Source organism: Oceanobacillus aidingensis, assembly GCF_042654105.1.
Classification (GTDB): domain Bacteria; phylum Bacillota; class Bacilli; order Bacillales; family Amphibacillaceae; genus Oceanobacillus; species Oceanobacillus oncorhynchi.
Window position 1 is genome coordinate 143,339 of sequence record NZ_JBHSFT010000012.1, and the last position, 24,084, is coordinate 167,422.

At 39.0% G+C, this 24,084-nt stretch carries 22 protein-coding genes and 6 pseudogenes; 8 read left to right on the top strand and 20 right to left on the bottom strand.

Going from position 1 to position 24,084, the window contains the following annotated elements:
• Positions 1 to 102: 102 nt before the first annotated feature.
• Together ACFO3P_RS09140 and ACFO3P_RS09145 are read right to left on the bottom strand one after the other, a co-directional pair.
• Entirely contained in the window at positions 103 to 834 is a 732-nt protein-coding gene (locus tag ACFO3P_RS09140; protein WP_193062686.1) for a LytR/AlgR family response regulator transcription factor, read from the bottom strand.
• The gene (locus ACFO3P_RS09145) at positions 822 to 2,570 is read right to left on the bottom strand and encodes a sensor histidine kinase (protein ID WP_289584722.1); all 1,749 of its coding nucleotides are present in this window, start codon (positions 2,568 to 2,570) and stop codon (positions 822 to 824) included. Before ACFO3P_RS09145 ends, ACFO3P_RS09140 begins: the two co-directional genes overlap by 13 nt.
• A gap of 250 nt (positions 2,571 to 2,820) precedes the next feature.
• Here ACFO3P_RS09145 and corA point away from each other — a divergent pair, with 250 nt between their 5' ends.
• Positions 2,821 to 3,771: a magnesium/cobalt transporter CorA gene (gene corA, locus ACFO3P_RS09150; protein WP_289584721.1), complete on the top strand. Its 951-nt coding sequence runs from the start codon at positions 2,821 to 2,823 to the stop codon at positions 3,769 to 3,771.
• Positions 3,772 to 3,823: 52 nt separating this feature from the next.
• Here the strand turns inward: corA and ACFO3P_RS09155 are convergent.
• Positions 3,824 to 4,107, bottom strand: a pseudogene (locus ACFO3P_RS09155) (YrhK family protein).
• Between the two features lie 611 nt (positions 4,108 to 4,718).
• On the opposite strand from ACFO3P_RS09155, the gene ACFO3P_RS09160 reads away from it, so the two are divergent.
• Positions 4,719 to 5,669, top strand: coding sequence for a WD40/YVTN/BNR-like repeat-containing protein (locus tag ACFO3P_RS09160; protein ID WP_193062678.1), 951 nt, complete (start codon positions 4,719 to 4,721; stop codon positions 5,667 to 5,669).
• Complete coding sequence (locus ACFO3P_RS09165; protein WP_193062676.1) at positions 5,650 to 6,519, top strand: hypothetical protein; 870 nt, start codon at positions 5,650 to 5,652, stop codon at positions 6,517 to 6,519. The genes ACFO3P_RS09160 and ACFO3P_RS09165 overlap by 20 nt, the downstream gene beginning before the upstream one ends.
• A 114-nt stretch (positions 6,520 to 6,633) precedes the next feature.
• Here ACFO3P_RS09165 and murQ read toward each other — a convergent pair whose 3' ends face one another.
• The 11 genes and pseudogenes from murQ to ACFO3P_RS09220 form a co-directional block, all read right to left on the bottom strand.
• Positions 6,634 to 7,521 (bottom strand): N-acetylmuramic acid 6-phosphate etherase, encoded by an 888-nt coding sequence (murQ, locus tag ACFO3P_RS09170; RefSeq protein WP_289584720.1) that lies wholly within the window; start codon positions 7,519 to 7,521, stop codon positions 6,634 to 6,636.
• Between the two features lie 32 nt (positions 7,522 to 7,553).
• Positions 7,554 to 8,576: a serine hydrolase domain-containing protein gene (locus tag ACFO3P_RS09175; RefSeq protein WP_289584719.1), complete on the bottom strand. Its 1,023-nt coding sequence runs from the start codon at positions 8,574 to 8,576 to the stop codon at positions 7,554 to 7,556.
• Entirely contained in the window at positions 8,563 to 9,555 is a 993-nt protein-coding gene (locus ACFO3P_RS09180) for an N-acetylglucosamine kinase (RefSeq protein WP_289584718.1), read from the bottom strand. The genes ACFO3P_RS09175 and ACFO3P_RS09180 overlap by 14 nt, the downstream gene beginning before the upstream one ends.
• A gap of 58 nt (positions 9,556 to 9,613) precedes the next feature.
• On the bottom strand, positions 9,614 to 10,135 hold the full coding sequence (locus tag ACFO3P_RS09185; RefSeq protein ID WP_289584717.1) for a MurR/RpiR family transcriptional regulator: 522 nt from the start codon (positions 10,133 to 10,135) through the stop codon (positions 9,614 to 9,616).
• 120 nt (positions 10,136 to 10,255) lie between these two features.
• Positions 10,256 to 10,321, bottom strand: a pseudogene (locus ACFO3P_RS09190) (hypothetical protein); the annotation flags it as partial.
• Positions 10,299 to 10,439 carry a hypothetical protein gene (locus ACFO3P_RS09195; RefSeq protein ID WP_289584716.1) on the bottom strand — a complete coding sequence of 47 codons (141 nt, stop codon included), beginning with the start codon at positions 10,437 to 10,439 and terminating at the stop codon, positions 10,299 to 10,301. The pseudogene ACFO3P_RS09190 and the gene ACFO3P_RS09195, both read right to left, overlap by 23 nt.
• A gap of 52 nt (positions 10,440 to 10,491) precedes the next feature.
• Positions 10,492 to 11,664: an anhydro-N-acetylmuramic acid kinase AnmK gene (anmK, locus tag ACFO3P_RS09200; protein WP_289584715.1), complete on the bottom strand. Its 1,173-nt coding sequence runs from the start codon at positions 11,662 to 11,664 to the stop codon at positions 10,492 to 10,494.
• Between the two features lie 107 nt (positions 11,665 to 11,771).
• A pseudogene (locus ACFO3P_RS09205) lies at positions 11,772 to 11,918 on the bottom strand (phospho-sugar glycosidase domain-containing protein); the annotation flags it as partial.
• An 88-nt stretch (positions 11,919 to 12,006) separates the two neighbouring features.
• Positions 12,007 to 13,150 (bottom strand): annotated as a pseudogene (tnpB, locus tag ACFO3P_RS09210) (IS200/IS605 family element RNA-guided endonuclease TnpB).
• Between the two features lie 86 nt (positions 13,151 to 13,236).
• A complete protein-coding gene (locus ACFO3P_RS09215; protein ID WP_379542367.1) occupies positions 13,237 to 13,557 on the bottom strand; it encodes a phospho-sugar glycosidase domain-containing protein in 321 nt (106 codons plus the stop codon).
• A 45-nt stretch (positions 13,558 to 13,602) separates the two neighbouring features.
• Positions 13,603 to 13,961, bottom strand: a pseudogene (locus ACFO3P_RS09220) (MupG family TIM beta-alpha barrel fold protein); the annotation flags it as partial.
• A gap of 6 nt (positions 13,962 to 13,967) precedes the next feature.
• On the opposite strand from ACFO3P_RS09220, the pseudogene ACFO3P_RS09225 reads away from it, so the two are divergent.
• Both ACFO3P_RS09225 and ACFO3P_RS09230 read left to right on the top strand, forming a co-directional pair.
• A pseudogene (locus tag ACFO3P_RS09225) lies at positions 13,968 to 14,750 on the top strand (PTS sugar transporter subunit IIC); the annotation flags it as partial.
• A gap of 97 nt (positions 14,751 to 14,847) precedes the next feature.
• Positions 14,848 to 15,153 (top strand): hypothetical protein, encoded by a 306-nt coding sequence (locus ACFO3P_RS09230; protein WP_289584713.1) that lies wholly within the window; start codon positions 14,848 to 14,850, stop codon positions 15,151 to 15,153.
• Positions 15,154 to 15,244: 91 nt separating this feature from the next.
• On the opposite strand, the gene hmpA is transcribed toward ACFO3P_RS09230, so the two are convergent.
• Entirely contained in the window at positions 15,245 to 16,465 is a 1,221-nt protein-coding gene (gene hmpA / locus ACFO3P_RS09235; RefSeq protein ID WP_193062661.1) for an NO-inducible flavohemoprotein, read from the bottom strand.
• A gap of 308 nt (positions 16,466 to 16,773) precedes the next feature.
• Between hmpA and ACFO3P_RS09240 the strand changes: the two genes are divergently transcribed.
• Entirely contained in the window at positions 16,774 to 17,214 is a 441-nt protein-coding gene (locus tag ACFO3P_RS09240) for an RrF2 family transcriptional regulator (RefSeq protein WP_193062659.1), read from the top strand.
• A gap of 264 nt (positions 17,215 to 17,478) precedes the next feature.
• Here the strand turns inward: ACFO3P_RS09240 and ACFO3P_RS09245 are convergent, their stop codons facing one another.
• From ACFO3P_RS09245 to ACFO3P_RS09265, 5 genes are all read right to left on the bottom strand, one after another.
• Positions 17,479 to 18,348: a GNAT family N-acetyltransferase gene (locus ACFO3P_RS09245; RefSeq protein ID WP_289584712.1), complete on the bottom strand. Its 870-nt coding sequence runs from the start codon at positions 18,346 to 18,348 to the stop codon at positions 17,479 to 17,481.
• 115 nt (positions 18,349 to 18,463) lie between these two features.
• The gene (locus tag ACFO3P_RS09250; protein ID WP_042531387.1) at positions 18,464 to 19,468 is read right to left on the bottom strand and encodes a LacI family DNA-binding transcriptional regulator; all 1,005 of its coding nucleotides are present in this window, start codon (positions 19,466 to 19,468) and stop codon (positions 18,464 to 18,466) included.
• A 152-nt stretch (positions 19,469 to 19,620) separates the two neighbouring features.
• Positions 19,621 to 20,559: a dihydrodipicolinate synthase family protein gene (locus tag ACFO3P_RS09255; protein ID WP_042531385.1), complete on the bottom strand. Its 939-nt coding sequence runs from the start codon at positions 20,557 to 20,559 to the stop codon at positions 19,621 to 19,623.
• A 106-nt stretch (positions 20,560 to 20,665) separates the two neighbouring features.
• Positions 20,666 to 21,943 carry an Nramp family divalent metal transporter gene (locus ACFO3P_RS09260; protein ID WP_193062653.1) on the bottom strand — a complete coding sequence of 426 codons (1,278 nt, stop codon included), beginning with the start codon at positions 21,941 to 21,943 and terminating at the stop codon, positions 20,666 to 20,668.
• 107 nt (positions 21,944 to 22,050) lie between these two features.
• A complete protein-coding gene (locus ACFO3P_RS09265) occupies positions 22,051 to 22,311 on the bottom strand; it encodes a hypothetical protein (protein WP_289584710.1) in 261 nt (86 codons plus the stop codon).
• A 163-nt stretch (positions 22,312 to 22,474) separates the two neighbouring features.
• On the opposite strand from ACFO3P_RS09265, the gene ACFO3P_RS09270 reads away from it, so the two are divergent.
• Both ACFO3P_RS09270 and ACFO3P_RS09275 read left to right on the top strand, forming a co-directional pair.
• Positions 22,475 to 23,644 carry a short-chain dehydrogenase gene (locus ACFO3P_RS09270; RefSeq protein ID WP_289584709.1) on the top strand — a complete coding sequence of 390 codons (1,170 nt, stop codon included), beginning with the start codon at positions 22,475 to 22,477 and terminating at the stop codon, positions 23,642 to 23,644.
• A 198-nt stretch (positions 23,645 to 23,842) separates the two neighbouring features.
• Entirely contained in the window at positions 23,843 to 24,064 is a 222-nt protein-coding gene (locus tag ACFO3P_RS09275; protein ID WP_193062647.1) for a hypothetical protein, read from the top strand.
• The last annotated feature ends 20 nt before the right edge of the window (positions 24,065 to 24,084 follow it).

The window sequence follows — 24,084 nt, forward strand, 5'->3', positions numbered from 1 at the left end:
TATAAAATATACAAAGCAGGAGAAGGGGAAATCAGGAACAAAAGGTTATTTTTAAGCGTTATGATGTTCTTTCAAGAAATTAAGATGCATGGAAAGAAAGCATCAGATTTCTAATTTAGCACGTAATGCTTTTATATAATTTCTGCTGACGGAAAGCGTGTCTTTACTTCCTTCTAATTGCAAATGATAAGCGCCATTAAACCATGGAGTTAATCGTTGAATATGCTCCAGATTAACTAAGAAGCTTTTATGAATTCTGAAAAAGCCATACGCTAACAAGCGATTTTCCAGTTCTTTCAGCGGCATTTTGGTATCAAATTCTCCCTGCTTTGTGATTAATTTTGTCCGTTTTTCTATTCGTGACATATATAAAATATCTTTCAGATCTATATAGTGAATATCTCCTTCCACTTCTATCGCCAGCTTTCCACGTTCCTTCCCTTGATTTGTCTGCTCTTTCACACCACGTTTTTTCTCCAGCCGCCCGATTGTTTCTTTCAACAGTTCTTCATCATAAGGCTTCAATAAATAATCTACAGCATCATAGCGAAAAGCCTCTGCAGCAAACTGCGGATATGCTGTAGCAAAAACGACCAGCGGCGGCTTTTTCAGTTCTTGTATCGCCTTCGCTACTTCCATTCCGCTCACTTTTGGCATTTCAACATCTAAGAAAATAACATCCGGTTGATGCTGCATAGTCTTCATGATAGCTTCCTCACCTGATTCTGCTTCTTGAACAGATTGTATTTGCGTGAATTCACTTAGTAAATGCTTTAATTCTTCCCGGTTATATGGTTCATCATCAACGATAAGCACTTGCATTAACTGATCCATTGCTTCTCTTCCTCCTTATGCGACAGGACAAAATAAATATTGGTCCCTTCCTCGTTGGTTCTTACTTGAAGTAACGCTTCCTCGCCAAACAGAATACGCAGCCGCCGATTTACATTGTAAAGCGCTAAGCCATTTCCTGATGTCGAATCTATCGGTGCTTGACGTATTTGATTTGCTGCTTCTTCACTCATCCCCATGCCATTATCCTTAATCCCGATATAAACACTGTCTGGGTGTTTTTTCATCGTAACCTCTAAGACACAATCGCTTTCTTTATCTTTAAACCCATGCATGATTGCATTCTCAACGATTGGCTGCAGGGTTAAAGGCGGAATCACTTCCGATAGCGCCTTCTCATCAATTTGATAATTCACCGTTAACTTATCTTTAAATCTTTCTTCATTCAAGGACAGATAAGCCTGGACCTGTTTTAATTCCTGGTCTAAAGTCGTTATTTTTTGTGTGGTAGCGGATAGATTCTGCCTAATAAAATGAGACAGGGAAATCAGCATTTTCCGAGCTTTCCCCGGATGAAGACGGATAAGTGATACAATTGTATTTAATGTATTAAATAGAAAATGCGGATGAATCTGAGCCTGAAGCGCTTTTATTTCTGCTTCTTTGGCCAGCTGATATACACGTTCTGCCTGACCAATTTCCAGCTGATGACTGATCATGGAGCTTAACCCTGTAATCAATTCCATATTAACGTTGGTCAAGTCATTTTCTGACTGAAAATAAAATTTTAGTGTACCTATAATTTCACCCTGTTCTTTAAGAGGAGCAATCATAACAGCTTCCAGCGGACAATCTGGGTTTGTACAATGAATCGATTCCGCTGTTGCCATTTTGATTTTCCCGCTTGCTATGGTTTCTGCAGTAATTTTTGTCTGAATTGGGTTTTCCTGCTGATGGTGGTCGTGTCCAAGTCCGACATGTGCAAGGATAGCTGTCTTATTTGTGATGGATACAGCGCTTGTGTTTAACTCTTTATGAATAATACGGCAAACTGCCTCTGCTGCTTCTATTTGCAAGCCCTTACGTAAATGCGTCAGTGTCTGATCTGCAATTCTCAACGTTTTTTGAGCCTGTACAGCACCTGCTTTCTCTTCTTCCTTCAATACACTTTTAATAACCAGCAGAACAAGCACTGAGCCGATGCCGTTAGCTAAAATCATTGGCAGCCCAATTAAATTAACTAGAGCCCAAGCCTGCTCTATCGGCCGGGCTAAAGCCAGAATAACCAGCATTTGTACTGCCTCAGCAATCGCCCCCACAAAAAAAGCGGTTTGCAGTTTAATCCGTTTATTTTTCTTATAGAACAGACTTGCAATAATTCCTGCAATCATTGTGGCAACACCACAGGCTATTGCTGTAAACCCTCCCAGCGTAAAGCGATGAACTCCGGCAATCACCCCGGCTCCAATACCAACCTTAGGCCCTCCGAGTAACCCAGCGATAACGATGCCAATAACCCTTGCGTTTGCAATCGCTTCTTCTGACATCAAGTCCGTTGCCCAACGGTTAAATTGCAGGCTGTCCGTATTTACATTCAGCCCTGTATATGTACCGATAATCCCAAAAAAGGCGAAAAAAAGAATAGCTGTAAGATGCTGCTGACGATTCAGCTGATCCTGATAAAACATTTTCCGGAAGAAGCGAAACCTTGTCAGCACAAAGGCTATTGTTACAATAATTCCAACTCTTTCTACTAACGTAATTAATAATTCAAACATGATAATGCTCCCTTCCGTTTTAATCAAATCTCGAAAACGCTCTCATTATTATAGCAGTTTCCTAGATAGTTGAAAATTGGTTATCAATCTACTATCAATAAACCCTTACCGCCTTCCTGTCTACTTAAATTCATCGATGGTAATATAACCGTAACCTTGGCACACAGCTTTAAAATTAATACTTTACCCGCTTTCCATATAATTATCTTTTATTATATACTTTTAAAAAGTGCAAAAAAGGAGTTTCATTATGCCCATCTCAATACATTACCAAACAGCTTCAAAAGAATGGAAGCAGGCAGAAAGTGATGCAACGGTTCCCAGTGATGCCCTTTTTATTTGGTATGATTTTGTACAAGCCAGTACAGAGGAAAGTGAATTGCTTACCACCCAATTTCATTTTGACCCGCTGGCCATTGAGGATACGATTAAAACAGTGTCACGGCCCAAGCTGAAAGAATACCCAGAATACCACTTTTTAGTTTGTCATCTTGTTAATGCAGATGATTATCGCGCACGGGCGGTAAACCTGTTTATGAAAGATCATATTCTTGTAACCTATCATCAGGATGATCTAAACAAGCTGGGCACTATCGGAGAGGAAATTCAAAAACGCTATCCGTCCCAGCCTCTTACTCCGGCAGATGTCGCTTTTGTTATTTTAGATTTTATTGTGGACAGCTATTTTGAATACGTGTACCACGTAGAAGATGAAGTATTTTCCTTTGAAGATCGGCATGTCAATGATACAGCCGATAATAAGCTGATGGAGGACGTCTTTCAAATCCGGGCGGTGATGATTAAATTAAAGCGTGTTATTCTGCCGATGCAGGAATTGATACAGCATTTAAAAGATGAAACAGCCTTCACCAAAACCAAGAAACAGCAGCTCTACCTTCATCATATTGAAGACCATATTATTAAACAAATGAACATCATTAAATCTGCACAGGAAATGACCAGTGATATCCGCGATAATTATGATTCGTTAAGCTCATACCGTTTAAATAATGTAATGAAGATATTAACTCTCGTTTCAGTTATATTTTTGCCGCTCACGTTAATTACCGGTATTTACGGCATGAATTTCTCGCATATGCCGGAGCTGCAATGGGATTATGGGTACGTTGCAGTGCTTGTTGTTATGCTGCTTATCAGCATGGGGTTAATCATTTATTTCAAATTAAAAAAGTGGTTTTAAAGAACAGAAATGATATAGCAGTTAAAATCATGTTTAGCTGCTATATCATCAGTCAAATGTTTTTATCCCGCTTCTGCTTTTGTTTCACCTTAGACAGATGAAAATCATGGATAATCGAAATGATTGGACGTACCAGCATCTGAATGCTTCCGATCACAAACAAAACGGTCCCGGCAAACATTGTATTGTCACTGAAAACAGAAAGCTGCCAGTCAAAAAGACGAGTCCGAGAATCAAATCATTTAACTGATAGAGCAACTTATAAATTGAAGTTACTTTTAATTCGACCCTGCTTACATGCAAATCCAGTTCTTGGTTACTTTTAGGTAATAGCATGCCGCTCCTCCTCCATTTACTGCTGTATGTGTAATCGGAAATCCTTCCCTCTCTTACACGATATTTTTCATGCTATTATTTTAACAAATAACCTACTCCAGAAAGAAAAATAGTTTTGTTAAAAAGGATCAACACCAAAATCTATGGTTGGAAAATATAATTAAATGTGATAAAAGCAACTAGCTAGCGGAGGAAATACACGTAGACTCCTATGGGAAAGCGCAATGGTCTTCGATGGGGCGAGTAATCGCAGTCCCAGTCCCAGTGTGAAGACCCCGCAGAAAAAAAGCGAACTTCTTTTTTTCTACCCGCGGGGCATAAGTGCGACTTTGCTTCTGTCTGCGCCTGACGGCTTGCCAATCAGCAAGTCTTCTTTAAAGGAGATGAGCTCGGGGCCCATGGAAAGCGTAGTGTATTTCCGTAGCGGTCGCTTACAGCAAATTTATATCTACTATGTCACCCATAGATTTTGGTGAAGAGCCGTTAAAAAATAAAAGAAGTTTTTTCGTTACACATATATTTCATCTTTTTAACTATGTTATACTTTTTTGTGTTCTAATTTAGAATGAATGTTTCATTTAAAAATAAATCGTCCAAAGGGAGTCTTCTTCGTGAAATCTTTTGTACTTGGTATATCTGCTTTAATGATTGCCTTATTAACTATCATCAGTATTTTCGTTTACCAAAAATCTGATTTTTTTATAACCTCTCCACCAGGATTTTCTGAAATAGACGATACCACTGTTTCAGCACCTGGAGGACCAGCAGCTGACGCCCTGCGCCCAGTTGATTATGAAGCTTCCATTAGTTATTCCTTGCAAAACGATGAGCTGCGTCTCACCTATAATCAGGGGGAAGATTGGGTGAACGTACCAGTCGAGAAAGAACAGCTATTTTCCGGAGAATATCAAGGAAACAAGCAACAATTGATGGAGCACAGCTATATACTGACGGAAGACCGGGCTGCCTTCTTACATGCAGAATCATCAAATCAACGTCTGCGAAGCATTTTTCTCACTTATTCTTTAGATCAGGGAACGACATGGGAAACGTTTGAAATAACCGATGCTTTTCCAGCAATGCGTTTTAGAAAAGTTGATTTTGTAAATGATCAATTTGGTTATGTCATCGTTTCGGGTGATCGCACGATGTCTCAGGAATTTTCTACCGTCTTCCTAACCCATGACGGCGGAGAAACTTGGGAGGAGACCAATAATTCAGGAGTATCAAGAATGATTGCAGACGGCGGATTTGTAGATGAATCAACAGGTTTTTTATCATTTGGAACCATTGATCCCGCAGAACCAATGCTTTATGTGACACAAAATGGCGGAAATAACTGGGAAGAAGCTGCATTTCATATTCCTGAGGAATACAATCATGTCTTTGTTATCGCCGAAACCCCCGTACAGGAAGAAGACCAATTGACTGTTTTAGTGAACCAGGGCCCTAATGGCGATTATGCCGGCGGTTTCGTAAAAGGAAAATTTGTATCTGAAGACAATGGAGAAACATGGGACTTTTTAGAGGAGGTGGATCCTGATGAAACAGCGTCAGAATAAAGATAGAAAGTGGCAAAAAATCATTGGTGCTATTTTATTACTTCTTGCAATTGGCTTTTTCTGTTTGCAGATGGGCTACCTCTTTATCCGGTCCAGCCGTTTAATTGATTATCTTGATCACAGGCTTTTTTACATTATCAATATCGCCTGTATGGGTTTTCTCACGTCTGGGGTTTTTCTTTTTATTTCCACGACAAGAAGGTTGAAAATCATTGGTTCAGGTATTGTACTTCTTCTCATCGTGGTACAGCTTATCATGCTCTTCAATAGTAATAACCTGATTAAAAGCGTAACAAGTCTGTCTCCCGACCGGAAAAATGTTTTATCTATTAAAGAAAATCTGCAGACGACTGAGGTCGTTTATTATCGGCCTTATTTCGGTATTATTGGTCGGCCGGAAGAAAGACTGCGGTCTCCAGTAAAAGGAGACTTTAAAGTAGAATGGCTGGCTAATGATGCGGCGGCAGTTACGTATCAAACTGTTGATAACAACACGCAGCAATTTATCGCTACCTATGGAGATCGCGGAGGCGGAACGAGCTACTATTATGTAGGTGCTGAGCTTCACGGTACTTGGCAGGGGGAAAACGTACAGCTGGTCAGTGATACAGAAGGGATTTCTATCACAGCTGATGGCGAATCCGAACATTTTGAATGGGACGATATCCATCAGTTCGGAACGCTTGCTATCGTTTTAGAAAAAAACAACGAGGCTGCCTGGACTGTCTCTTTGGATGAAAATTTTCAGGTTAATGAAGATACACCAGAGCGGCAGAATGGAAATATTACATTATATCAAGCCACGATGGATGATAATGAACCGATAGAGCTGACTATGCAGAGAGAATAAAGTAGATGCACTTCGGCTGAGGGAACTATTTTCAGAGAATATGAGTATGAATCTGGAATTTCAAGCCTGCAGATAACCATATGTATCTGCAGGTTCAAGGTTTTTTCGGACATATTATACACTATTCAATTCTCCTATGGCTTTGACAAAATTCCCCTTGTACTTGTCCAGTTTTTCCTGCGCTGTTTCCAACTCAACGCCAAACATCTGCATTAAAATAGCTGCTTTTGTATTACCACCTGCTTTATCATAAACTTGCGCAGCTTCCTTATCATCTGCCTGCGTCAACTCTTTGATAATAGAGACTGCCCTCTTGCGCAGTTTATGATTCTTTGCCTGCAAATTAACCATCAAATTTTCATAGACTTTTCCAGTCCGCACCATTGTTGCTGTGGACAGCATATTTAAAACAAGTTTTTGAGCCGTTCCCGCCTTTAGCCTTGTAGAACCTGTGACAACCTCCGGACCAACGGGGAGTTCGATAGCTATATCCGCATCCTGCGATAGTTTTGTATCCTCGTTGCAAGAAATGCCAATCGTTGAAAGCCCTAATGATTTGGCTTTATACACAGCACCTAATACATAGGGTGTTCCGCCGCTGGATGCAATACCGACAATGACATCTCCTTGTTCTGCAGCCTCCTCTACATCTTTTCCGCCAAGCTGTTCATCATCCTCTGCCCCTTCTACAGCTACACGCAGTGCGCCATCTCCTCCAGCAATAATACCTTGAATGACGTCAGGGGAAACGCCAAAAGTCGGAGGACATTCGGAAGCATCCAGAACACCTAACCTCCCGCTTGTTCCTGCCCCTAAATAAATGACTTTATTCCCTTTTTCTATCGCTGCAACCATTAGCTCTACAGCCCTCTCTATTTGAGGCAGCACGTTCTCAACAACTTCAGGCACCTTCTTATCTTGTTCGTTCATCAATTGTAAGATGTCATAGGTAGATTGTTCATGTAAATGATAGGAATGTTTATTTCTCTTCTCCGTCAGCATATATTAACTCCCTTTCCAAATGTTAATTTTTACTAGGTAAGCAACGTTTCATAAACCATCGTGTGAAACTTTTTTCTGATTTCAGACAATCGATGCTGTCGTCCATAGTGCACCATATTGGTAAGCAGGACCGTAACGATTTCTTCTTTTGGGTCAATCCATAAACTTGTGCCTGTAAATCCAGTATGTCCAAACGAGCCGATGGACCAGGCTGATCCACAAGTTGTTCCAAGCGTTTTATCATATAATACTTCAAAGCCTAAACCTCGATTTTGAATTACATTTTCTTTGATTAACGCCATTGTCTCCGGTCTTAATATCGACTGCTTTTCTGGATACAGCCAATAAGCAGCATAGGTCGCTACATCCGAAATATTAGAAAATAAACCTGCTGAACCGCCAACGCCACCCAAATGATAGGCTTTTTCATCATGTACCTCACCATGAACGTATTTTCCGGAAACTTTTTCTGTCGCAGCAATCTTATTTTTTTCTATTTTGTCAGGAAGAAAGCCTGTGTCTTTCATCCCCCAAGGTTGATACAGCTCCTTATCCGCAAAAATATCCAGCCGCTGGTTTGTTATTGCTTCGACAACTTTTCCTAAAACAATCATGCCAATATCACTATATAAAACCTGAGTCTCTGGCGGGTGAACTGCTGTACAGTTTAAAATTTCCTTCCATACGTCTCTTTGCTGATACCGGTTTTTAACAGATAAATCTGCTGAAACACCTGAGGTATGCTGTAAAAAATGGCGAATGCTGATCTGCTTTTGCGGAAACGCGGGTATATATTTATTTACTGCATCGTCTATATGCAGCTCATTTCGCTCATGTAAAAATAGAATGCTCGGCAGTGTACACATAATTTTTGTTAAAGAAGCCAGGTCAAAGTAAGTCTCTGTAGTAACAGGGATTCTCTTTCCTTCATTATTCAAAAAGGAGCCTGCACTTCGTAACGTTTTTTGTTGTTGATGATGCCTGACAAGATAAACAGCTGCAGGAATCTCATCCTTTGTAACTAATTCCTCTAAATACCGTTCATAAGCCTTCATTTATGGCACCTCTTCTCCCTGTATCTGACAGCATTCGTTTGATTTGTTCCGGCAAATAGCCCTGCTGCTTTAGAACAAGAGCTATACTTCCAATCACTGGGGAATTTTGTGATTTCAAAACATTTAATGAGGGAATTGCAGCTAGTTCCGCTTTCACCTTTTCGACAATGAAATCATTTTGAAAAATGCCTCCTGCCAGTACAAATGAAACAGCCTCGCCCGTTGTTTGAAACAGCCTTTCAAACAACACCTGACCTCGATTCGCTATTTGTTTAGCTGTTTCTTGAATAATTGTTATTGCGATTTCATCTTTCATTTCAGCCGCTTGAAAGACATAGCTTGCGAATGCAGCCACACGCTGTTTTTCAAAATGTTGATAGATTATAGGAATCAATTCTTCTATACAAACGATTTCTTCTCCATCCAAAATAAGGTCTGTCAGCGCAGTTTTTTGTCCCAGCCCGTCTAATTCATTGAATACAGCTATCAAGGCTTGCGAGCCTAAATCATAGCCGCTGCCCGGGTCTCCTCCAATCACGTGACCCCAGCCGCCAACCCGGGCAGTCCTTGATTGATGCACCCCAAGCGTTATTGCTCCTGTTCCGCAGATAGACACAATACCATCTGCGCCGAATGTTTCTGAATAAAGAGCAATGGTTCCATCATGCTCCACAACGATTTCATTAATGGGGAAGCTAGGCGGTGTTGTTTTTTGAAAGTATTCGACCCATTTTTTCCGGTCCGCTTCTCTGCCTAAGCCTGCTATACCCAAACCTAACGATACCTCTGTATTATCCGAAAAATGATTGTGTTCATAAGCCTCGCTTATGATTTGGCTGATGACTTTAGCAGAATGAGTATAGCTGGTACTGTGGGGATTTGCAGCCTCTGCTTCCGTTTCCCATACATGCCCCTCTGTTTTATGAAACAATAACGCTTTCGTTTTCGTTCCACCGCCATCGATTCCCAAGATATACATTTATCATCACCCTTTATGTGGATTCCGAAATTCCTTTTGCAACACTTCTCGTGTCTTATTAAGATAATATAAGGTGGACATAACTTCTTGAAGCAACGCCGGTAAACAAAATATCAATGATATTAAGCTGTGCCATCCGTGATGCAGTTGCTGCACTTCTAACCAGTTCTGACTCAACAGAGGATACATATAAAGGAATATCAGCCATCTCAGACAGAGTATTCTTTCCGTACCTTGTAATCGTTATCACCATTGCATTATTTTTTTTCGCATTTTCAATCGATGAATTGACATGCTTTGTTTCTCCTGAATAAGAAATCCCGACTGCCACATCCTTTTCTGTTAATGTAACGGAGGAGGTCAACTGTAAGTACGCATCTTCAAATGCGGTACAATATTTGTTAATTCTTAAAAATTTCTGCTGTGCGTCCTGTGCAATAACCTGTGAAGCAGCCGCTCCATAGAAATCAATTCGATTTGCCTTATTTAATGCTTCAATGGCTCTCTCCACACTGAATAAATCAAGTATCTTCAATGTCTGCTCAATAGATTGTATGTTTTTCTGTGAAATGATATCCATAATGGAGCTTACCTTTTCCCCTGAGGAAATTTCTGTATTGTGATAGTTGCTCAGCTCACTAGTTTGCAAATTCCCAGCAACTCGCAGCTTTAAATCTTGAAATCCGGATACGCCTATGTTCTTACATAGGCGTATAATAGCTGCTTCGCTGGATCCGCTTCTTTCAGAGAGTTCTTTGATTGACAGCCGACAGCCGGACTGCTTCTTCAGGTTGCTCTAATATATAATTTGCGGCATTTCTTTCAGCTGGTTTGATGATATTCAATGCTTCTCTAATTCGGATTAATCCATCATTATTTCTCATTTTATAAAACCTTTCATTGTTAATTTTTCGACTTGTGCATCGTATAGATTTATTATAGAAGGAAATTTGGATTAACTCCATAAGGAGGAAGCGTTATCTGCCCCAATATAACCGGCTCTCTGGCACCTGTCGCGTTAGGTACATTCGTTTTTTGCTGATGAATGGTCTCATTCGCCAGAACAGCAAATCCGACTGCTTCCTTCTCATCTGCAGTTATCCCTATCTGTTCCGCTGTGTACACATTTTTAGAAGGCAATAAACTCTGGAGCATTGTGATTAATGTCTTATTATTTCCTCCCCCTCCGCTGATAATAATGTCTGTAATATCTGTTTTGGGAAACACAAATTTCTGATAAGCATCCGCAATAGAATATGCCGTGAAATAGGTGGCAGTCGCTACTAAATCCTCGTATGGCAAATCTTTATGGTTCTTGATAACTCGAGAGGTAAACGTTTCTCCAAACTGTTCTCTTCCTGTTGATTTAGGCGGCTGAAGAGCAAAGAAATCATGTTCCATCCATTCTGCTGCGATAGCTTGATGAACCGTTCCTTTTTTCGCAATTGCACCTTCTGCATCATAGCCCACCTGAAACAATTTTCTGCACAGGGCATCAATAATCATATTCCCCGGGCCTGTATCAAATGCATAAATCGTTTCTAAAGATGAATCCTTTTCCATAACCGTACAGTTTCCAATGCCGCCAATGTTTTGTAAAATTCTTCCCTTATGCTGATCTCTATATAATAACCAGTCAATATACGGAATTAAGGGAGCACCTTCCCCTCCAGCAGCAATATCCATCATTCGAAAATTGGAAACAACCATTGTTTTGGTTTCATAAGCAATCACCGAGGAATCTCCTATTTGTAAGGTGGACCGCACCTTGGAGCCATCTGCTTCAGGAATATGATAGACCGTCTGCCCATGAGAGCCGATTAAATCAACATCTTCTAAATTGACCCCAGCCTCTCTGCAAACCCTTTTAACTGCCTCTGCAAAGGAATAGCTTAATTTCACATTTAAGCTGCACAGCTTTTCAACATTTGATTTATCAACGTCCATAGCATCCAATAATTCTTGTTTTAAAGCACCATCATAGGGCCATGAAATGCTTTTTATAATATCGATTTCTGTATCGGTGCCATAACCATCTATTTTTACAAGTGACGCATCCAGACCATCTAAGGAGGTCCCGGACATTAACCCTGCAACCAATTTACTCATGTCATCTCCCCTTTACGAAAGTTTTCATGCTACACAACAGAAAAAGCGCCACAGCCTCCGTCACACTGTTTACCTAAACATCTGATAAGATATCCTTCATTCTTCGCTTATGCTCTTGCCGTAAATGCAAACTTTTCCCATGGCTTTAAATAATCAATTAAGAAAATCTCTTCCTCTCTAATTCTTGCAACTACGTTGGATTTACCGGAATTGACCATATCTTTTAAAGCAATCTGCAATTCTCCGGCATACTGTTGATTTGAACTACCCCCACTTAGCAACCTTAACGATTGATTGAAGTGGGAGATTCCTAAGAACACCGACCCATTGGTCAGTTATGGATTAGGCTAGCCCCGAAGTTCCTGCGGTTATTCGCAATGCTTCTTTACGAAGATTCCTGCTTGCATTCCTATCTCTTTGGTGATGGCATTGACAGATATCACACGTCCATGCACGCAAAGCAAGATCTTTAACGTCTTGGTTTTGGTGTCCACAATGAGAACATAACTGACTGGATGGATAGCTTTTCGAAACTACAACAACCTGCTTTCCATACCAGGCCGCTTTATATTCCAGCATCGTTTGGAACGCTGACCAGGATACATCGTTAATTGCTTTTGCAAGATTTCGATTTTTTAACATGTTTTTCACAGACAAATCTTCTATCCCGATGATATCGTGGTTATTGACTATCTCGGTGGAGATTTTATCTAACATATCTTTTCTTTTATTCGCAATCTTTTCATGAATCCGGGCTACTTTTCGTTTTTGTTTCTGCCAATTTGCTGAGCCTACCTGTCTCCTGCACAGAATCACTTGCGCTTTTGCCAGCTTTTTTTCTAATGTCTGGAAAAATCTTGGATTTTCATACACCGTCCCATTGGAAAGAGTTGCAAAATCGGTTAATCCGACATCGATGCCTACAGAGGAACCTGTCTTTTCATCGTATGCAACTTCCGTTTCCGCTACAATCGAAACAAAGTACTTTCCTGATGTGTTGCGCCTAACTGTTACATTGATAATACGCCCTTCCACTTCCCGACTTTTGGCAAAACGGACAAGCCCGAGTTTGGGCAGTTTGATATGTTTATCCAATACAGCAATATTTCCATTGACATATTTGGTTGTATACGATTGAATAGGGTTCTTCTTTGATTTAAAACGAGGAGCCTTGTTCTGTTTCTTGTAATAACGTGTATAGGAATCGTTCACGTTTTCAACGGCTTTTTGAAGGGCNCGTTTTCTTCAATTCTGGAACCGCTTTGATTGCCTTATTTTTATTGAAAAATTCGCCCTTCCAATTATTTTGAAGAAGCTGTCCGTTTTGTACCATTTCATTCACCGTATGCCAATAGTGATCTTTTTCTTTTTGTTTTCCTGTAAAATAGTTGTGGACAAAGCGGGAGCAGCCGATTGTCTTATGGATGAAGGTGATTTGTTTTTTGTTCGGATAGATACGAAAACAAAATGCTTTTTTTACATTCATAGCTTCTTACCTCCTCCTGTCTATTATATCAGAAGAAGGATGGATCCGGAACGTTCGTTCGATTCAATGTTGGACAGTCGAGACACTCAAAAGCAATCTTTTGTACATGGGAGATTCATCTCCCCCTTACCTCTACGCGCTTGAAGAGGGAGTTTTCTCTCCTTTTTTGATAAATCACTTTCGATAATGATATCCCCTCTTTTTATATCCGGCGTATGATGGGCCGGGAAGGAAAGCCCGCGATTTTTCACTCTGCTCTGCGTAGAACGGATCATATAATCAGAAACGTCTCCCCGATAATAATGCGGCTCATGAAAGATAATTTCCTTTTCCAAATCACTTGCAGCAGAAACCGTATCGACAGTAAACATCATTTTCTCCTTGTTTATCTCACTGAGGCGCTCCATTTCCGCTTCAGATGCATACGCATTACTGATAATGACATTATCAATAACGTTTGTGGCAAATAAATGCTTTGCCTGCACGTCAATTGGCAATTCACGAAGCATTTCAACTGTCGGCAGACCCTCTACAATTGGCCAAGGCCCAAAAGCAGCAGCATTGGAAGAGACAAAAGCTGCTGTTCTCAAACCATGCTGTTTAAATCTTTGGCTGTATTCTATAAAAATTCATAGAAAAGCCCGGCATAGCGATGCGGGTAAAAGTTATGGCATCCTGTCAATTTAGATAGATTAAGCTGATAGCTTAACAGGTTTTCCAAATATTTATTGGAATTACTCATATTAATCTCGATGCTCAATTCATAAGGATTATATGTCATCATTGCTTCTTCATTTCCGGTAAACCCCATATCTAACCGGATGCCGTCCCCAAATCTGTCAACAGATCCTTTGAAGCACTTATTCCGGTAGCCATCGTTATCGTATTAATGACTCTTATTACGGTAGTTATCGGAGTGAATTTGCATACAGTTGTTGAAAAGCTGGCCGCTCCGCTCGTTACAGCTGGAGACAGTTTATTTGGTGTATTAGTCCCTGTTTTTCTCATTACCTTTTTCTGGTCGTTTGGTATCCATGGTGTTTCGGTTGTCGGATCGGTCGCACGTCCGGTATGGGAAGTATATTTGTTAAATAACGGAGAAGCCGCCGCCGCAGGAGAGGTTCTGCCTCATGTTGCCCCTGAGCCTTTATACCAATGGTTCATATGGGTCGGCGGCTCAGGCGCCACACTTGGTCTTGTTATTGTGATGATCTTATTTGCACGATCAAAATATTTAAAAAATCTAGGCAGAACAGTGAGTGTACCTGCCCTTTTCAACATTAATGAACCGGTTATTTTCGGACTGCCGATTGTCTTAAACCCGATACTGATTATTCCTTTTATCATTACACCTATCGTTCTTGCAATTATTTCTTATTTTGCAACGTCCATAGGTCTGGTATCGCCGACATTTATACGAGCCCCCTGGACGCTGCCGGCTCCAATCGGCGCTTATCTGGCAACGGGAGGTGATTGGCGGGCTATCCTCCTGGTTCTTGTCAATATCGCGATATCCGTAGCAATCTATTTCCCATTCTTTAAAGTCTATGATCGAAAAATGGTGGATTTAGAAACGGAAGAAGATAATACAGCTCCATAAGACGAAACGTCACTCAGCGGGAGCTTTACGGACGATTCTCCGTAATAAATTCAAGAGAGGAAATCAGCAGGTTTCCTCTCCCAGGGAGGAAAATATAATGGAAGAGTCCAAATTAATACCTCGTATCAGCTTTAAAGGGGTGCTTGTGTTTTTATTTATATTATTTGTTGGAATGCTCGTCTTTCCGACTTTCTTAAGTTATTTCCAGCTTCCGGATGCAGTAAGCTATTTTATCAGCGCCGGGATAGCAGCTTCATTAGGTATTGGCATTGTTCTTACCAAAATAGACGGGAAAGCGGAAGATAAACCTTATTTCAAAAAACGTATAATCGTTGCCCTTCTTGTTGGATTTGTCAGCAGTGCTTTAATGACCTTTATATTTGGAGGAGATGTTATTGGTTAAGGAAAGGATTAAACAAAGGCAATTGAGGAGGTTCTCTAAAATTTATTATCAAGTTGAAAAGGCTGGTTTTTTCAACCAGCCTTCCCATTGTTTAATTCGCTATCTCATCCATTGGCGCAAATAATTCAAAGTGAATATCATTATCTGCCACATTCATTTCTCGTAAATGACCATGCATCGCACCCATAAATCCTTTTGGACCGCATAAATAAAAAGATGCGTCCACCGTTGGAATAACTGTTTTTAGCCAATCCAAGTCAATATGCCCTTCTTTATCACATACCCCTGCGTCTGTATTATCCGCATAAACCGTATATTGCGTTACTTGTTTATTGGATTCTGCAATAGAGGCTATTTTATCCTTCATTGCATGATAGGCGCGAGATCTTGCCGCATGGATAAAGATAACTTCTCTCTCCGGCTGTTCTTCTACCACTGTTTCCAGCATACTCATTAATGGGGTTAATCCAACTCCTCCGCTGATTAACACTAGTGGTTTTTGTTCTGTTTCGTTTAATACAAAATCTCCAGCTGGCGCGCTAATTGCCAGAATAGCACCTTCTTCTATTTGGTTATGAAGATAATTAGATACAATTCCTTCCGGATGATGCTCATCTTCCCGCTTCACACTGATTCGCAAGAAATCCTGTCCCGGCGCAGTGGATAAACTATATTGACGTAAATGGTCATAGGCTTCCCCTTCCATTTGTGCTTTTACAGTAATATATTGTCCAGCTTGATAAGGTGGAAGCTTTCCGTTATCTGCAGGCTTTAAATAAAAAGAGGTAATGACTTCACTTTCCGGAACTTTCTTAGCAACTGTAAAATCACGAAATCCAACCCAGCCTCCTGGCGTATTTTGCTTTTCTTCATACATTTCTTTTTCTACGCTGATAAACACATCTGCAATCACGCCATATGCTTTTTCCCATGCATTAATAATGTCATCTGTAGCAGCATCTCCAAGCACATCCTTGATGGCAATTAATAAATATTTTCCTACAATCGGGTATTGTTCTGGTCTGATATTTAAGCTTGTGTGTTTATGCGCTATCTGTTTTACATGCGGCAGGATATCCTCTAAATGCTCGATGTTTGCCGCTGCTGCATATACTGTATTTGCCAACGCTTTTGGCTGTCCGCCCTTCCGCTGATTGGTCTGATTAAAAACATTTTTCAGTTCCGGGTGATTTTCTAACATAATTTTATAAAAGTGTCCTGTGATTGCTTCTCCGTGCTCCTGCAAGACAGGAACCGTTGCCTTTATTGTTTCTATTGTTTTTTGATCTAATCCCGCTGTTGTTGTTGCCATTATAAAACACTCCTTTGTTAAATAGTGAAAATTCACTCCATGGAGGGCTGCTTCCCTCTTACAGAGTTTTAGCTAAATCAATCGGGGTATTCACGTCCGCTGCTTCCCGTTTTCTCTTCATAAATCACCTTAATCCTTGAAACAGAGAGGTTACAGACGATTGCACCAAGGTACATTTTATCTTGATCATTTAAAAGATGTATTTTGAATACATCTTTTATTTTAATACGGTTAAAATGTGAATTCAATGTGTCAAAAGCAAATTTATGTTACAATTATGTGAAACAATTAACAATTGGAGAGATATCATGAACTTAAAAAAATATACAGACTTCTCCTTGCGCGTCTTGATTTTGGCAGGTTTAAAGTCAGGGGATGAACTTTCGACAATTAAAGAAGTATCCGATGTGTATGCCATCTCACCAGAGCATCTGAGAAAGGTTGTCCATGATTTAACCAAAAGAGGATTACTGACCTCTGTAAGAGGCAGAAATGGGGGATTTCGTCTTGCTAAGCCTGCTGCTGACATCAATATCGGATTATTGATCCGCTCGCTGGAGAGTGATTTCAATTTACTCGAATGCTTTGATAAAGGAACCAACCATTGTGTGATTTCACCAGGATGCTCCTTGAAGCATGTCTTGAATAAAGCGTTATTTCAATTTTTTAAAGTGCTGGAAGAATATACATTAGAGGATTTAATACAGAATGAAGAGGAACTGAAGGAATTGATGGGGATGAAAGATTAATTCGGGGGATGATCTTGTATTTCATCCTGTTATTTACAAGACGGCTAAGGCAGCCCGCTACAAGGCCCCCTATCTCAATTTGATTATTAAAATGAAAAAGCCGTGATTTTTACTAATGGCCTGTATAGTGATATCCTCTAAACTTATTTAACGAAGCAGGAATTAACGGAAGGTCATTCCTACCTTTTTGAACAGTCTCTTAAATAAATAAAAACAGCCTTTCCTGGAAAAGACTGCTTTTACTCCTTACTCACTGTATATCCGCTAGTACTGAATTTTATAATGAATCAATGTATCTCCCTTTTTAAATCCTATTTTTTCATAAACATGATTCGCATGATGGTTGTCGGCATCCACAGTGAGATGTATCTCATCTATTTTAGGAAAAGCAAATATAGCTGTTAACACTTCCTTTAATAAAAGCCTTCCAAATCCTTTATTTTGATACCTGTCTGCTACGGCAATATATTCTAATGAAGCCTCTGAAAGCTCTTTGTTTATTTCAAAATAAGCATAACCAACGAAATCACCATGATCATCCTTCAAAACCTTCAGTACATTATTCTTGTTTAACCTGTTCCGAATTGTTTCTGCGTCATAATATGTATTTGGAAAAATGCTGTCATGCAGCTGCCGGAATGCTGGAAAATCAGGCTCAGTAAAGAAACGGCATTTTCGTTCATCAGCGTTTTCAAAACGGTTCCGATAAATAACTAAATATAAGTGTTTCCTTCCTTGTTTTGCTCCAATCTGTTTCATAAATGCCTGCTGCTTTCTATTTTCTTCGTTAATAAAGAAGGAAAAATACTGAACAGATGGATATCGATCGATTAACCGCTGCCAAAGCTGAACATCCCATTCCATTCTTTCCGTCTTATTAAACGGACCCCAGACTTCTGCTTCGTTATTCTCTATATCCAATCCGCAGGCAGCCATCATTTCTCCCGTATTGCGTTTAGCTATTAGAAAGGAAACTTCTCCCTTCTCATTCACAAAGTCTTCTTTAAGCGCTTGTAAAATATCCGCTTTATCTGTTCCGCAGAAACCAATATGATTGGTCTTTTGATGATTCATATCCGCAAGAAAATCAACTAATAATTCAAGGTTATTTGCTCGTTCTATTATAACGGTCATCTTCATACACCTTCTTTTATAGAGCTAAGCATGTCATTTTACAAAAAGGTTTTTTGTAAAATGACAATAGCACCGGGAAAATTCTGTTCGTTCTTAATTAATTATTATATTCAAACTAATCCTTCACAATTCCAGTTGTGTCTCTTGAAATAAAATCCATTTCAAAAACTATCTCTTTTTTGCGAATTTGTTTACCCTTTAACAAATTAATTAAAATTGCTGAAGCTCTTTTTCCTATTCCAATCAAATCAACATGCACGGTCGATAGCGCAGGAGTAATATGGCTTGATAATGGCACATCATCTAATCCAACAACAGATAAATCTTCAGGTATCTTTAAACCAACTTTTCCGGCAGCTTTGATTAAACCAATTGCTAAATAATCAGATGAACAAACAAATCCAGTTATTCTTGAATTTTCAATTAAAAATTTTTCTAAATCCTGATTTCTTGCTTGTATTTCAAATTCACCCACTTCAAACACATTATTTTTAGTGTATTCCATATTTAATGACTCTATTGTATTTTTATACCCTCTCAAGCATTTCACACTATGCATAGAGTCCATAGGCCCATTTATAAAACCAATATTTCTGTGTCCTAATTTGTAGAGTTCTTCTACCGCTTTTTTGGTCCCCATCTCGTCATTTGGCCGTACACAAGGGAATGGCGAATCTTCTAAATAACTACCGATTACTACAATCGGCAATCCGATACTTTCTAACCATTCTAATTTCAACTCTTTGTATCTCGGAGCAAATAATATTACTCCATCAACTGATTGAGTTTCCAGCAACCTTTTTTGCTGCAGGGAAGTAAAAGACATCACCATATTGTAATCTGTTTTATCTAAACCTTTCGCAATACCTTCTAGTACAGTAGAAAAAAAAGGGTTATTTAAAGTAAATGTACCTCTGGGTATTACTATAGCAATATTTCCGGTCGATTTCATAACTAACCCACGAGCACCCATATTAGGACGGTAATCTAGTTCATCCATGACTTCGCGTATTTTTTTTTCAGTTTCTTTGCCTACACCTGGTTTTCCACTTATGACTCGTGAAACCGAGGCAATTGAAACTCCTGCCTTTAATGCAACATCTTTCATACTGACAGTCACTATCTTATCCCCCATTTAATGATTGTTGTTTTTATTATAAAACATTCTTACACCAATTCATAGAATAGGGATATATGTAAAAGCTAATATGTTCTTTTTCCAGGAACATACTAGCTTTTTATTTATCATAAAACATTTTTAATTAATAATACTTATACTTCTACAGATAACCCTACTTTTTTAAGTCCATCAGATATTTCTTGTTTTTCTTCCTCAGTTAATGGTAATACTGGACGACGAGCTAGAGAACTGCTGATTAAACCACGTTGATACATTGCTTCTTTCATTCTTAAATGTGAGGTAGATGAAGGTTCATCCATCTTATAGATTGCCTGTTTTAATTCGTAAATACGATCATATACTTTATTAGCTTCTGCTAAATTTTGATTCTTAACTTGTTTGACCAGTTCTGCAATCAAATCTGGAACAAAGCAACCGAATCCTACTAATGCACCGTCAATACCTTGTACAAGTGTCGGTAACAAATATTCATCGTGGCATGTTAACAGTGAAACATCTGGCGCATGCTCCTTAAGCGCTCTTACGTCTACTTCATATTGTGCCATATCACGTTGACCGATTTTAAAGGAGACCACATTAGGTATTTTCGCCATTTCCAATAATTGACTCGTCGTATATGATGGTTTAGTCCATGTAGGATATTGATGGACTACAATTCCAATATTGACCGATTCAGCTACATCTTTAAAAAATTCAACAGGTGAATCCGGCTGCATTCCAAAGCGTAACCATGAATGTGGAGGCATTAATAAAATTCCTTCCCCACCAGCTTGCTCAACTGCCTGACTATGTTGAATGGCTTCAATTGACCCTTCTGCAGAAACACCAGAGATTACTGGAATACGCCCTTGTAATTCATCTGCTGCTATCCTTACTGCTTCTGCACGCTCTTCCGGTAATAAAGTCATGATTTCTCCCGTATGCCCATTAACCACTATTCCATTTACACCTTCATGACTTGCCACCCATCTAACTAATTTACGAAATTCTGGTTCGTCAATTGAATAATCATCCTTAAAAGGAATTAATACTGCAGGAAATACTCCACTCCATTTTTCTTTATTTTTCATTATAATCTCCTCCTGTTTTTAACGTAAACGTTTACGTAATAATGGTAAAACGGTTTCATTATATTGTCAATAATAAATAATGACCTTATATAAATCCTTCCGTTTATTAACTGAATATTTTAGAAATTACATCTATAATTACAAAAGTAATTAATATTAAAGAAAATAAATAACTTATGGTCATACATACTTGCAATAATTTTGGTTTTTTCAAGCCTTTATTTACTTCTTTGTTATATAAAAGCAAACACATAAAAAGGCCTCCAAACGGCGCAGCAACAGCCGTAGCTATATTTGCCACATATATCAATTGTATTGGTGACCCTCCATAACTGAAACTAACAACTGCAGAAATAACCAAGACAACAAGAGACCCCCAACGGACACTTTTTTCTTCTAAGCCAGTCGGTTTATTAAAACCTGCATTTAATAATACAATTGATCTGTGTGTGTTTCCCAGAAGTGATGAAAACGCACAAGCAACTAGGGCAAGTCCCATAACTATACTTGCAGCTCTTCCCATAAAAGGAACTAGCATATCCGCTAGCTGCGTAGGAGAGCTTATTATTACTTGATTAGGAAATAACACAATAGCGCCCACTAGAACTATTGCGCCGCTCACTAATATTACTCCCGCTATATGCGCTATCGAATCAGCCAGCATACCGCCATTAAATAAATCAGCTTTTTTCCACTTTTTCTCTTTGCTTAAATAAGTACCATATAACGCAGTTGTAATAGAAGCATTTGTACTAATAAAACCTAATACTAAAGCTAAACTTCCAACCGGAAAAGTCCAATGGCTTATTCCGTACGCTAATTCAACTAAATTTGGTCCTCCAGTTTGAAATATTGTGGCGTAAAAAGCCAATATTAACCCAATAACACACAACATTGATATCTTTTCCACTTTCGAATATACACCTTTAGAAAAATAACAGTACACTAGGAAGGCCAACATAATTAACGCACCTATTTTCCAGTCTATCCCGAATAGCAGATTCATACCTGCACCTGTACCAGAAATATTCCCTATAGTAAAAAATACACAAGATAAAAAAGTTGTTATTCCAACAATCTGAGCAGCTAAAGGGCCAAAATAATGTCTAATCGCATGTAACGCTGGCATGCCAGTCAAAAGAGCTACTCTATATGTTGTTAATAAGAAAGATATACCCATAAAAGCAATTGGTATCATAATCCAAAGTAACGAGTATCCATACATCGCCCCTACCATAGAAGCTGTTGTAATCGCTCCAGGTCCAATAACAATCCCAGCCAATATTATACCCGGGCCAATTCTCTTCATTAAATCTTTAAAAGGAAGGCGCCTAATATTGGATTCATGAACAGGTTCTTGTTCAATTAGGTTTTCCTGGCTCATAATCTACCTCCAGTTCCATTTTCCTTAGTAAACGTTTACGTAAAATTAAAATAACACGAAAGCGCATACAAAGTCAACGTTTTTATAAAATACATTCTGAACTTTCTTTATTTTCTTTTTCTAAAATTATTTCTTGTTTTACCGCAAGCTCTCTTTACCTCAGCGTACTGTACAAAATAATATATAAAAAAGCCAATCACCGGTGGCCCAATATAATCAATTACATTAGCATAATTACTTCGTATAACCATCATCAACAAGGAAGCAAATAAGAACACACTAAAAAATCGTATACTTAATGGAAGCAATTTCTTTTTTTTTTTTTGAAATGCTTCTTTTGTGGATACTTCTTCCGTTTCGAAGTCCATTTTTTACCACTCCCCCCACTTTAATGTAACACAAAGATTAATTTCAGAAAATAACAATTTATTTAGCAGGAAAAATGAATAGGTTTCATTGCTGATTCGCGCAAACGCTTTTACAATAAACATAAAAGGTCCTGCTAGAAAATATAAGGAGAGGAGAGATTTTTTGCAGCATTATCCTTGGGAAGCTTTGACAGTGGAAGAAATAAATCACCTGATGAAAGATGTCTCTGTGTCATGGTGGATTGCTGGAGGCTGGGCGCTTGATTTGCATTATGGACAGCAGACAAGAGAGCATGGCGATATGGATATTTTGATTAGAAGCGAAGATTTAGATGCACTAAAAAAGTATTTAGGAGAAAGCTATGAATTATTTATTGCTGATAACAGTATGTTGACACAGCTGGAAGATTCTGAAAGCCTAAGCGTAGCATCAGGCAGTCTTTGGGTCAGAAAGAAGCAGGGAACAAGCTGGTTATTCGAAATCATGCTAATAGATTCAGAGAATGACGAATGGATTTACAAAAGAGAGAACCAAATCAAACGGTCTATCAGCAGGATTGGAGCACTCACAGACGATGGTATACCCTATATAAAGCCAGAGATACAATTGTTATATAAGGGCGGCAGCTCTGTTATCAGAGAGAAGGATCATAAAGATTTAGAACGGCTGCTTCCCGTTCTGAAAAAGAATGAAATAAAGTGGCTTTATTATTCATTACGTCAGCAATTTAACGGGAAGCATCCGTGGCTGGAAATCATCCATAATAAAATGAAAGACCTCCCTGCCCACACCTTGGTTATCGGCGGAACAGGAATGTTATCCACTGCTTCTTTATGGCTTGCTGATCATTCAGATAAAGTTTCCATTATCGCACGCAATCAGACTAAAATGGAGAGAGTACTTAACAAGTCGGATGCGGCTTCCTCTATTACCCCGTTATTTGTTAACTACAAAGATAGGGCGGGGCTGAAAGAAAGGATTAAAGCAGCCATCCTTCAGAACGGTCCAATCGATTTGGTTATTGCATGGATTCATTCGGATGCGCACCATGCGTTAGATATTATCTGTCATGAAGTTGCACAGGAAATTCCAGCTTGGAAACTCTATCACATCTTAGGGAGCAGCTCCAGTTTAAATCAAATAAAAGATGCTGCTGTAAAGAAATATCCAGGCTGCCAGTACAGACAAATTCAGCTTGGATTTATTTTAGAGAAAGAAGACTCCAGATGGCTAACACATCAGGAAATCAGCGATGGAGTGATTGATGCTGTTGTTCACAATCAGGAAATAAAAATTATTGGAACATTAGAGCCTTGGGATAAGCGTCCTTGAGTTATACAAATACGGATACTTTTATGAAGAAGTTGACGGAGAAATAAATAAAGCTATATGAACATTTTGTCCATATTTGAAACGAAATATGACATGTTGTACCTAAATCCCTTTACAAATTATTAACAAAAGCAATTTTTCTGATTTTCTTTGTTAAAATCGGGTAAGAGCATACATTAGAAGGAGTGATAATACATCATGCGATTGAAAAAATCTTACCTTGCAGCCTTAGGAGTTTCATTGATGCTTCTTCTTGGAGCATGTCAGGACGATGAAAATGAAGAACCGGATAATCAAGAACCAAGTCAAGAAGAAAATGACAATGAAGATGGAGCGGAATCAGAAGATACAGAGAAAAATGATAACGAAGGTGGATCAGATGAGGACAAGGTGGAGGACATTTTTGAAGGCGGGGAATAAAAAACCTATCTAAAACATAT

Excerpts from the sequence above, each read along its gene's own strand:
- ACFO3P_RS09140 (WP_193062686.1), bottom strand. The coding sequence starts at position 834 with ATGGATCAGTTAATGCAAGTGCTTATCGTTGATGATGAACCATATAAC.
- ACFO3P_RS09145 (WP_289584722.1), bottom strand. The coding sequence starts at position 2,570 with ATGTTTGAATTATTAATTACGTTAGTAGAAAGAGTTGGAATTATTGTA.
- corA (WP_289584721.1), top strand. The coding sequence starts at position 2,821 with ATGCCCATCTCAATACATTACCAAACAGCTTCAAAAGAATGGAAGCAG.
- ACFO3P_RS09165 (WP_193062676.1), top strand. The coding sequence starts at position 5,650 with ATGAAACAGCGTCAGAATAAAGATAGAAAGTGGCAAAAAATCATTGGT.
- murQ (WP_289584720.1), bottom strand. The coding sequence starts at position 7,521 with ATGCTGACGGAGAAGAGAAATAAACATTCCTATCATTTACATGAACAA.
- ACFO3P_RS09175 (WP_289584719.1), bottom strand. The coding sequence starts at position 8,576 with ATGAAGGCTTATGAACGGTATTTAGAGGAATTAGTTACAAAGGATGAG.
- ACFO3P_RS09180 (WP_289584718.1), bottom strand. The coding sequence starts at position 9,555 with ATGTATATCTTGGGAATCGATGGCGGTGGAACGAAAACGAAAGCGTTA.
- ACFO3P_RS09185 (WP_289584717.1), bottom strand. The coding sequence starts at position 10,135 with ATGGATATCATTTCACAGAAAAACATACAATCTATTGAGCAGACATTG.
- ACFO3P_RS09195 (WP_289584716.1), bottom strand. The coding sequence starts at position 10,439 with ATGAGAAATAATGATGGATTAATCCGAATTAGAGAAGCATTGAATATC.
- anmK (WP_289584715.1), bottom strand. The coding sequence starts at position 11,664 with ATGAGTAAATTGGTTGCAGGGTTAATGTCCGGGACCTCCTTAGATGGT.
- ACFO3P_RS09215 (WP_379542367.1), bottom strand. The coding sequence starts at position 13,557 with ATGGAGCGCCTCAGTGAGATAAACAAGGAGAAAATGATGTTTACTGTC.
- ACFO3P_RS09230 (WP_289584713.1), top strand. The coding sequence starts at position 14,848 with ATGGAAGAGTCCAAATTAATACCTCGTATCAGCTTTAAAGGGGTGCTT.
- hmpA (WP_193062661.1), bottom strand. The coding sequence starts at position 16,465 with ATGGCAACAACAACAGCGGGATTAGATCAAAAAACAATAGAAACAATA.
- ACFO3P_RS09240 (WP_193062659.1), top strand. The coding sequence starts at position 16,774 with ATGAACTTAAAAAAATATACAGACTTCTCCTTGCGCGTCTTGATTTTG.
- ACFO3P_RS09245 (WP_289584712.1), bottom strand. The coding sequence starts at position 18,348 with ATGACCGTTATAATAGAACGAGCAAATAACCTTGAATTATTAGTTGAT.
- ACFO3P_RS09255 (WP_042531385.1), bottom strand. The coding sequence starts at position 20,559 with ATGAAAAATAAAGAAAAATGGAGTGGAGTATTTCCTGCAGTATTAATT.
- ACFO3P_RS09260 (WP_193062653.1), bottom strand. The coding sequence starts at position 21,943 with ATGAGCCAGGAAAACCTAATTGAACAAGAACCTGTTCATGAATCCAAT.
- ACFO3P_RS09265 (WP_289584710.1), bottom strand. The coding sequence starts at position 22,311 with ATGGACTTCGAAACGGAAGAAGTATCCACAAAAGAAGCATTTCAAAAA.
- ACFO3P_RS09275 (WP_193062647.1), top strand. The coding sequence starts at position 23,843 with ATGCGATTGAAAAAATCTTACCTTGCAGCCTTAGGAGTTTCATTGATG.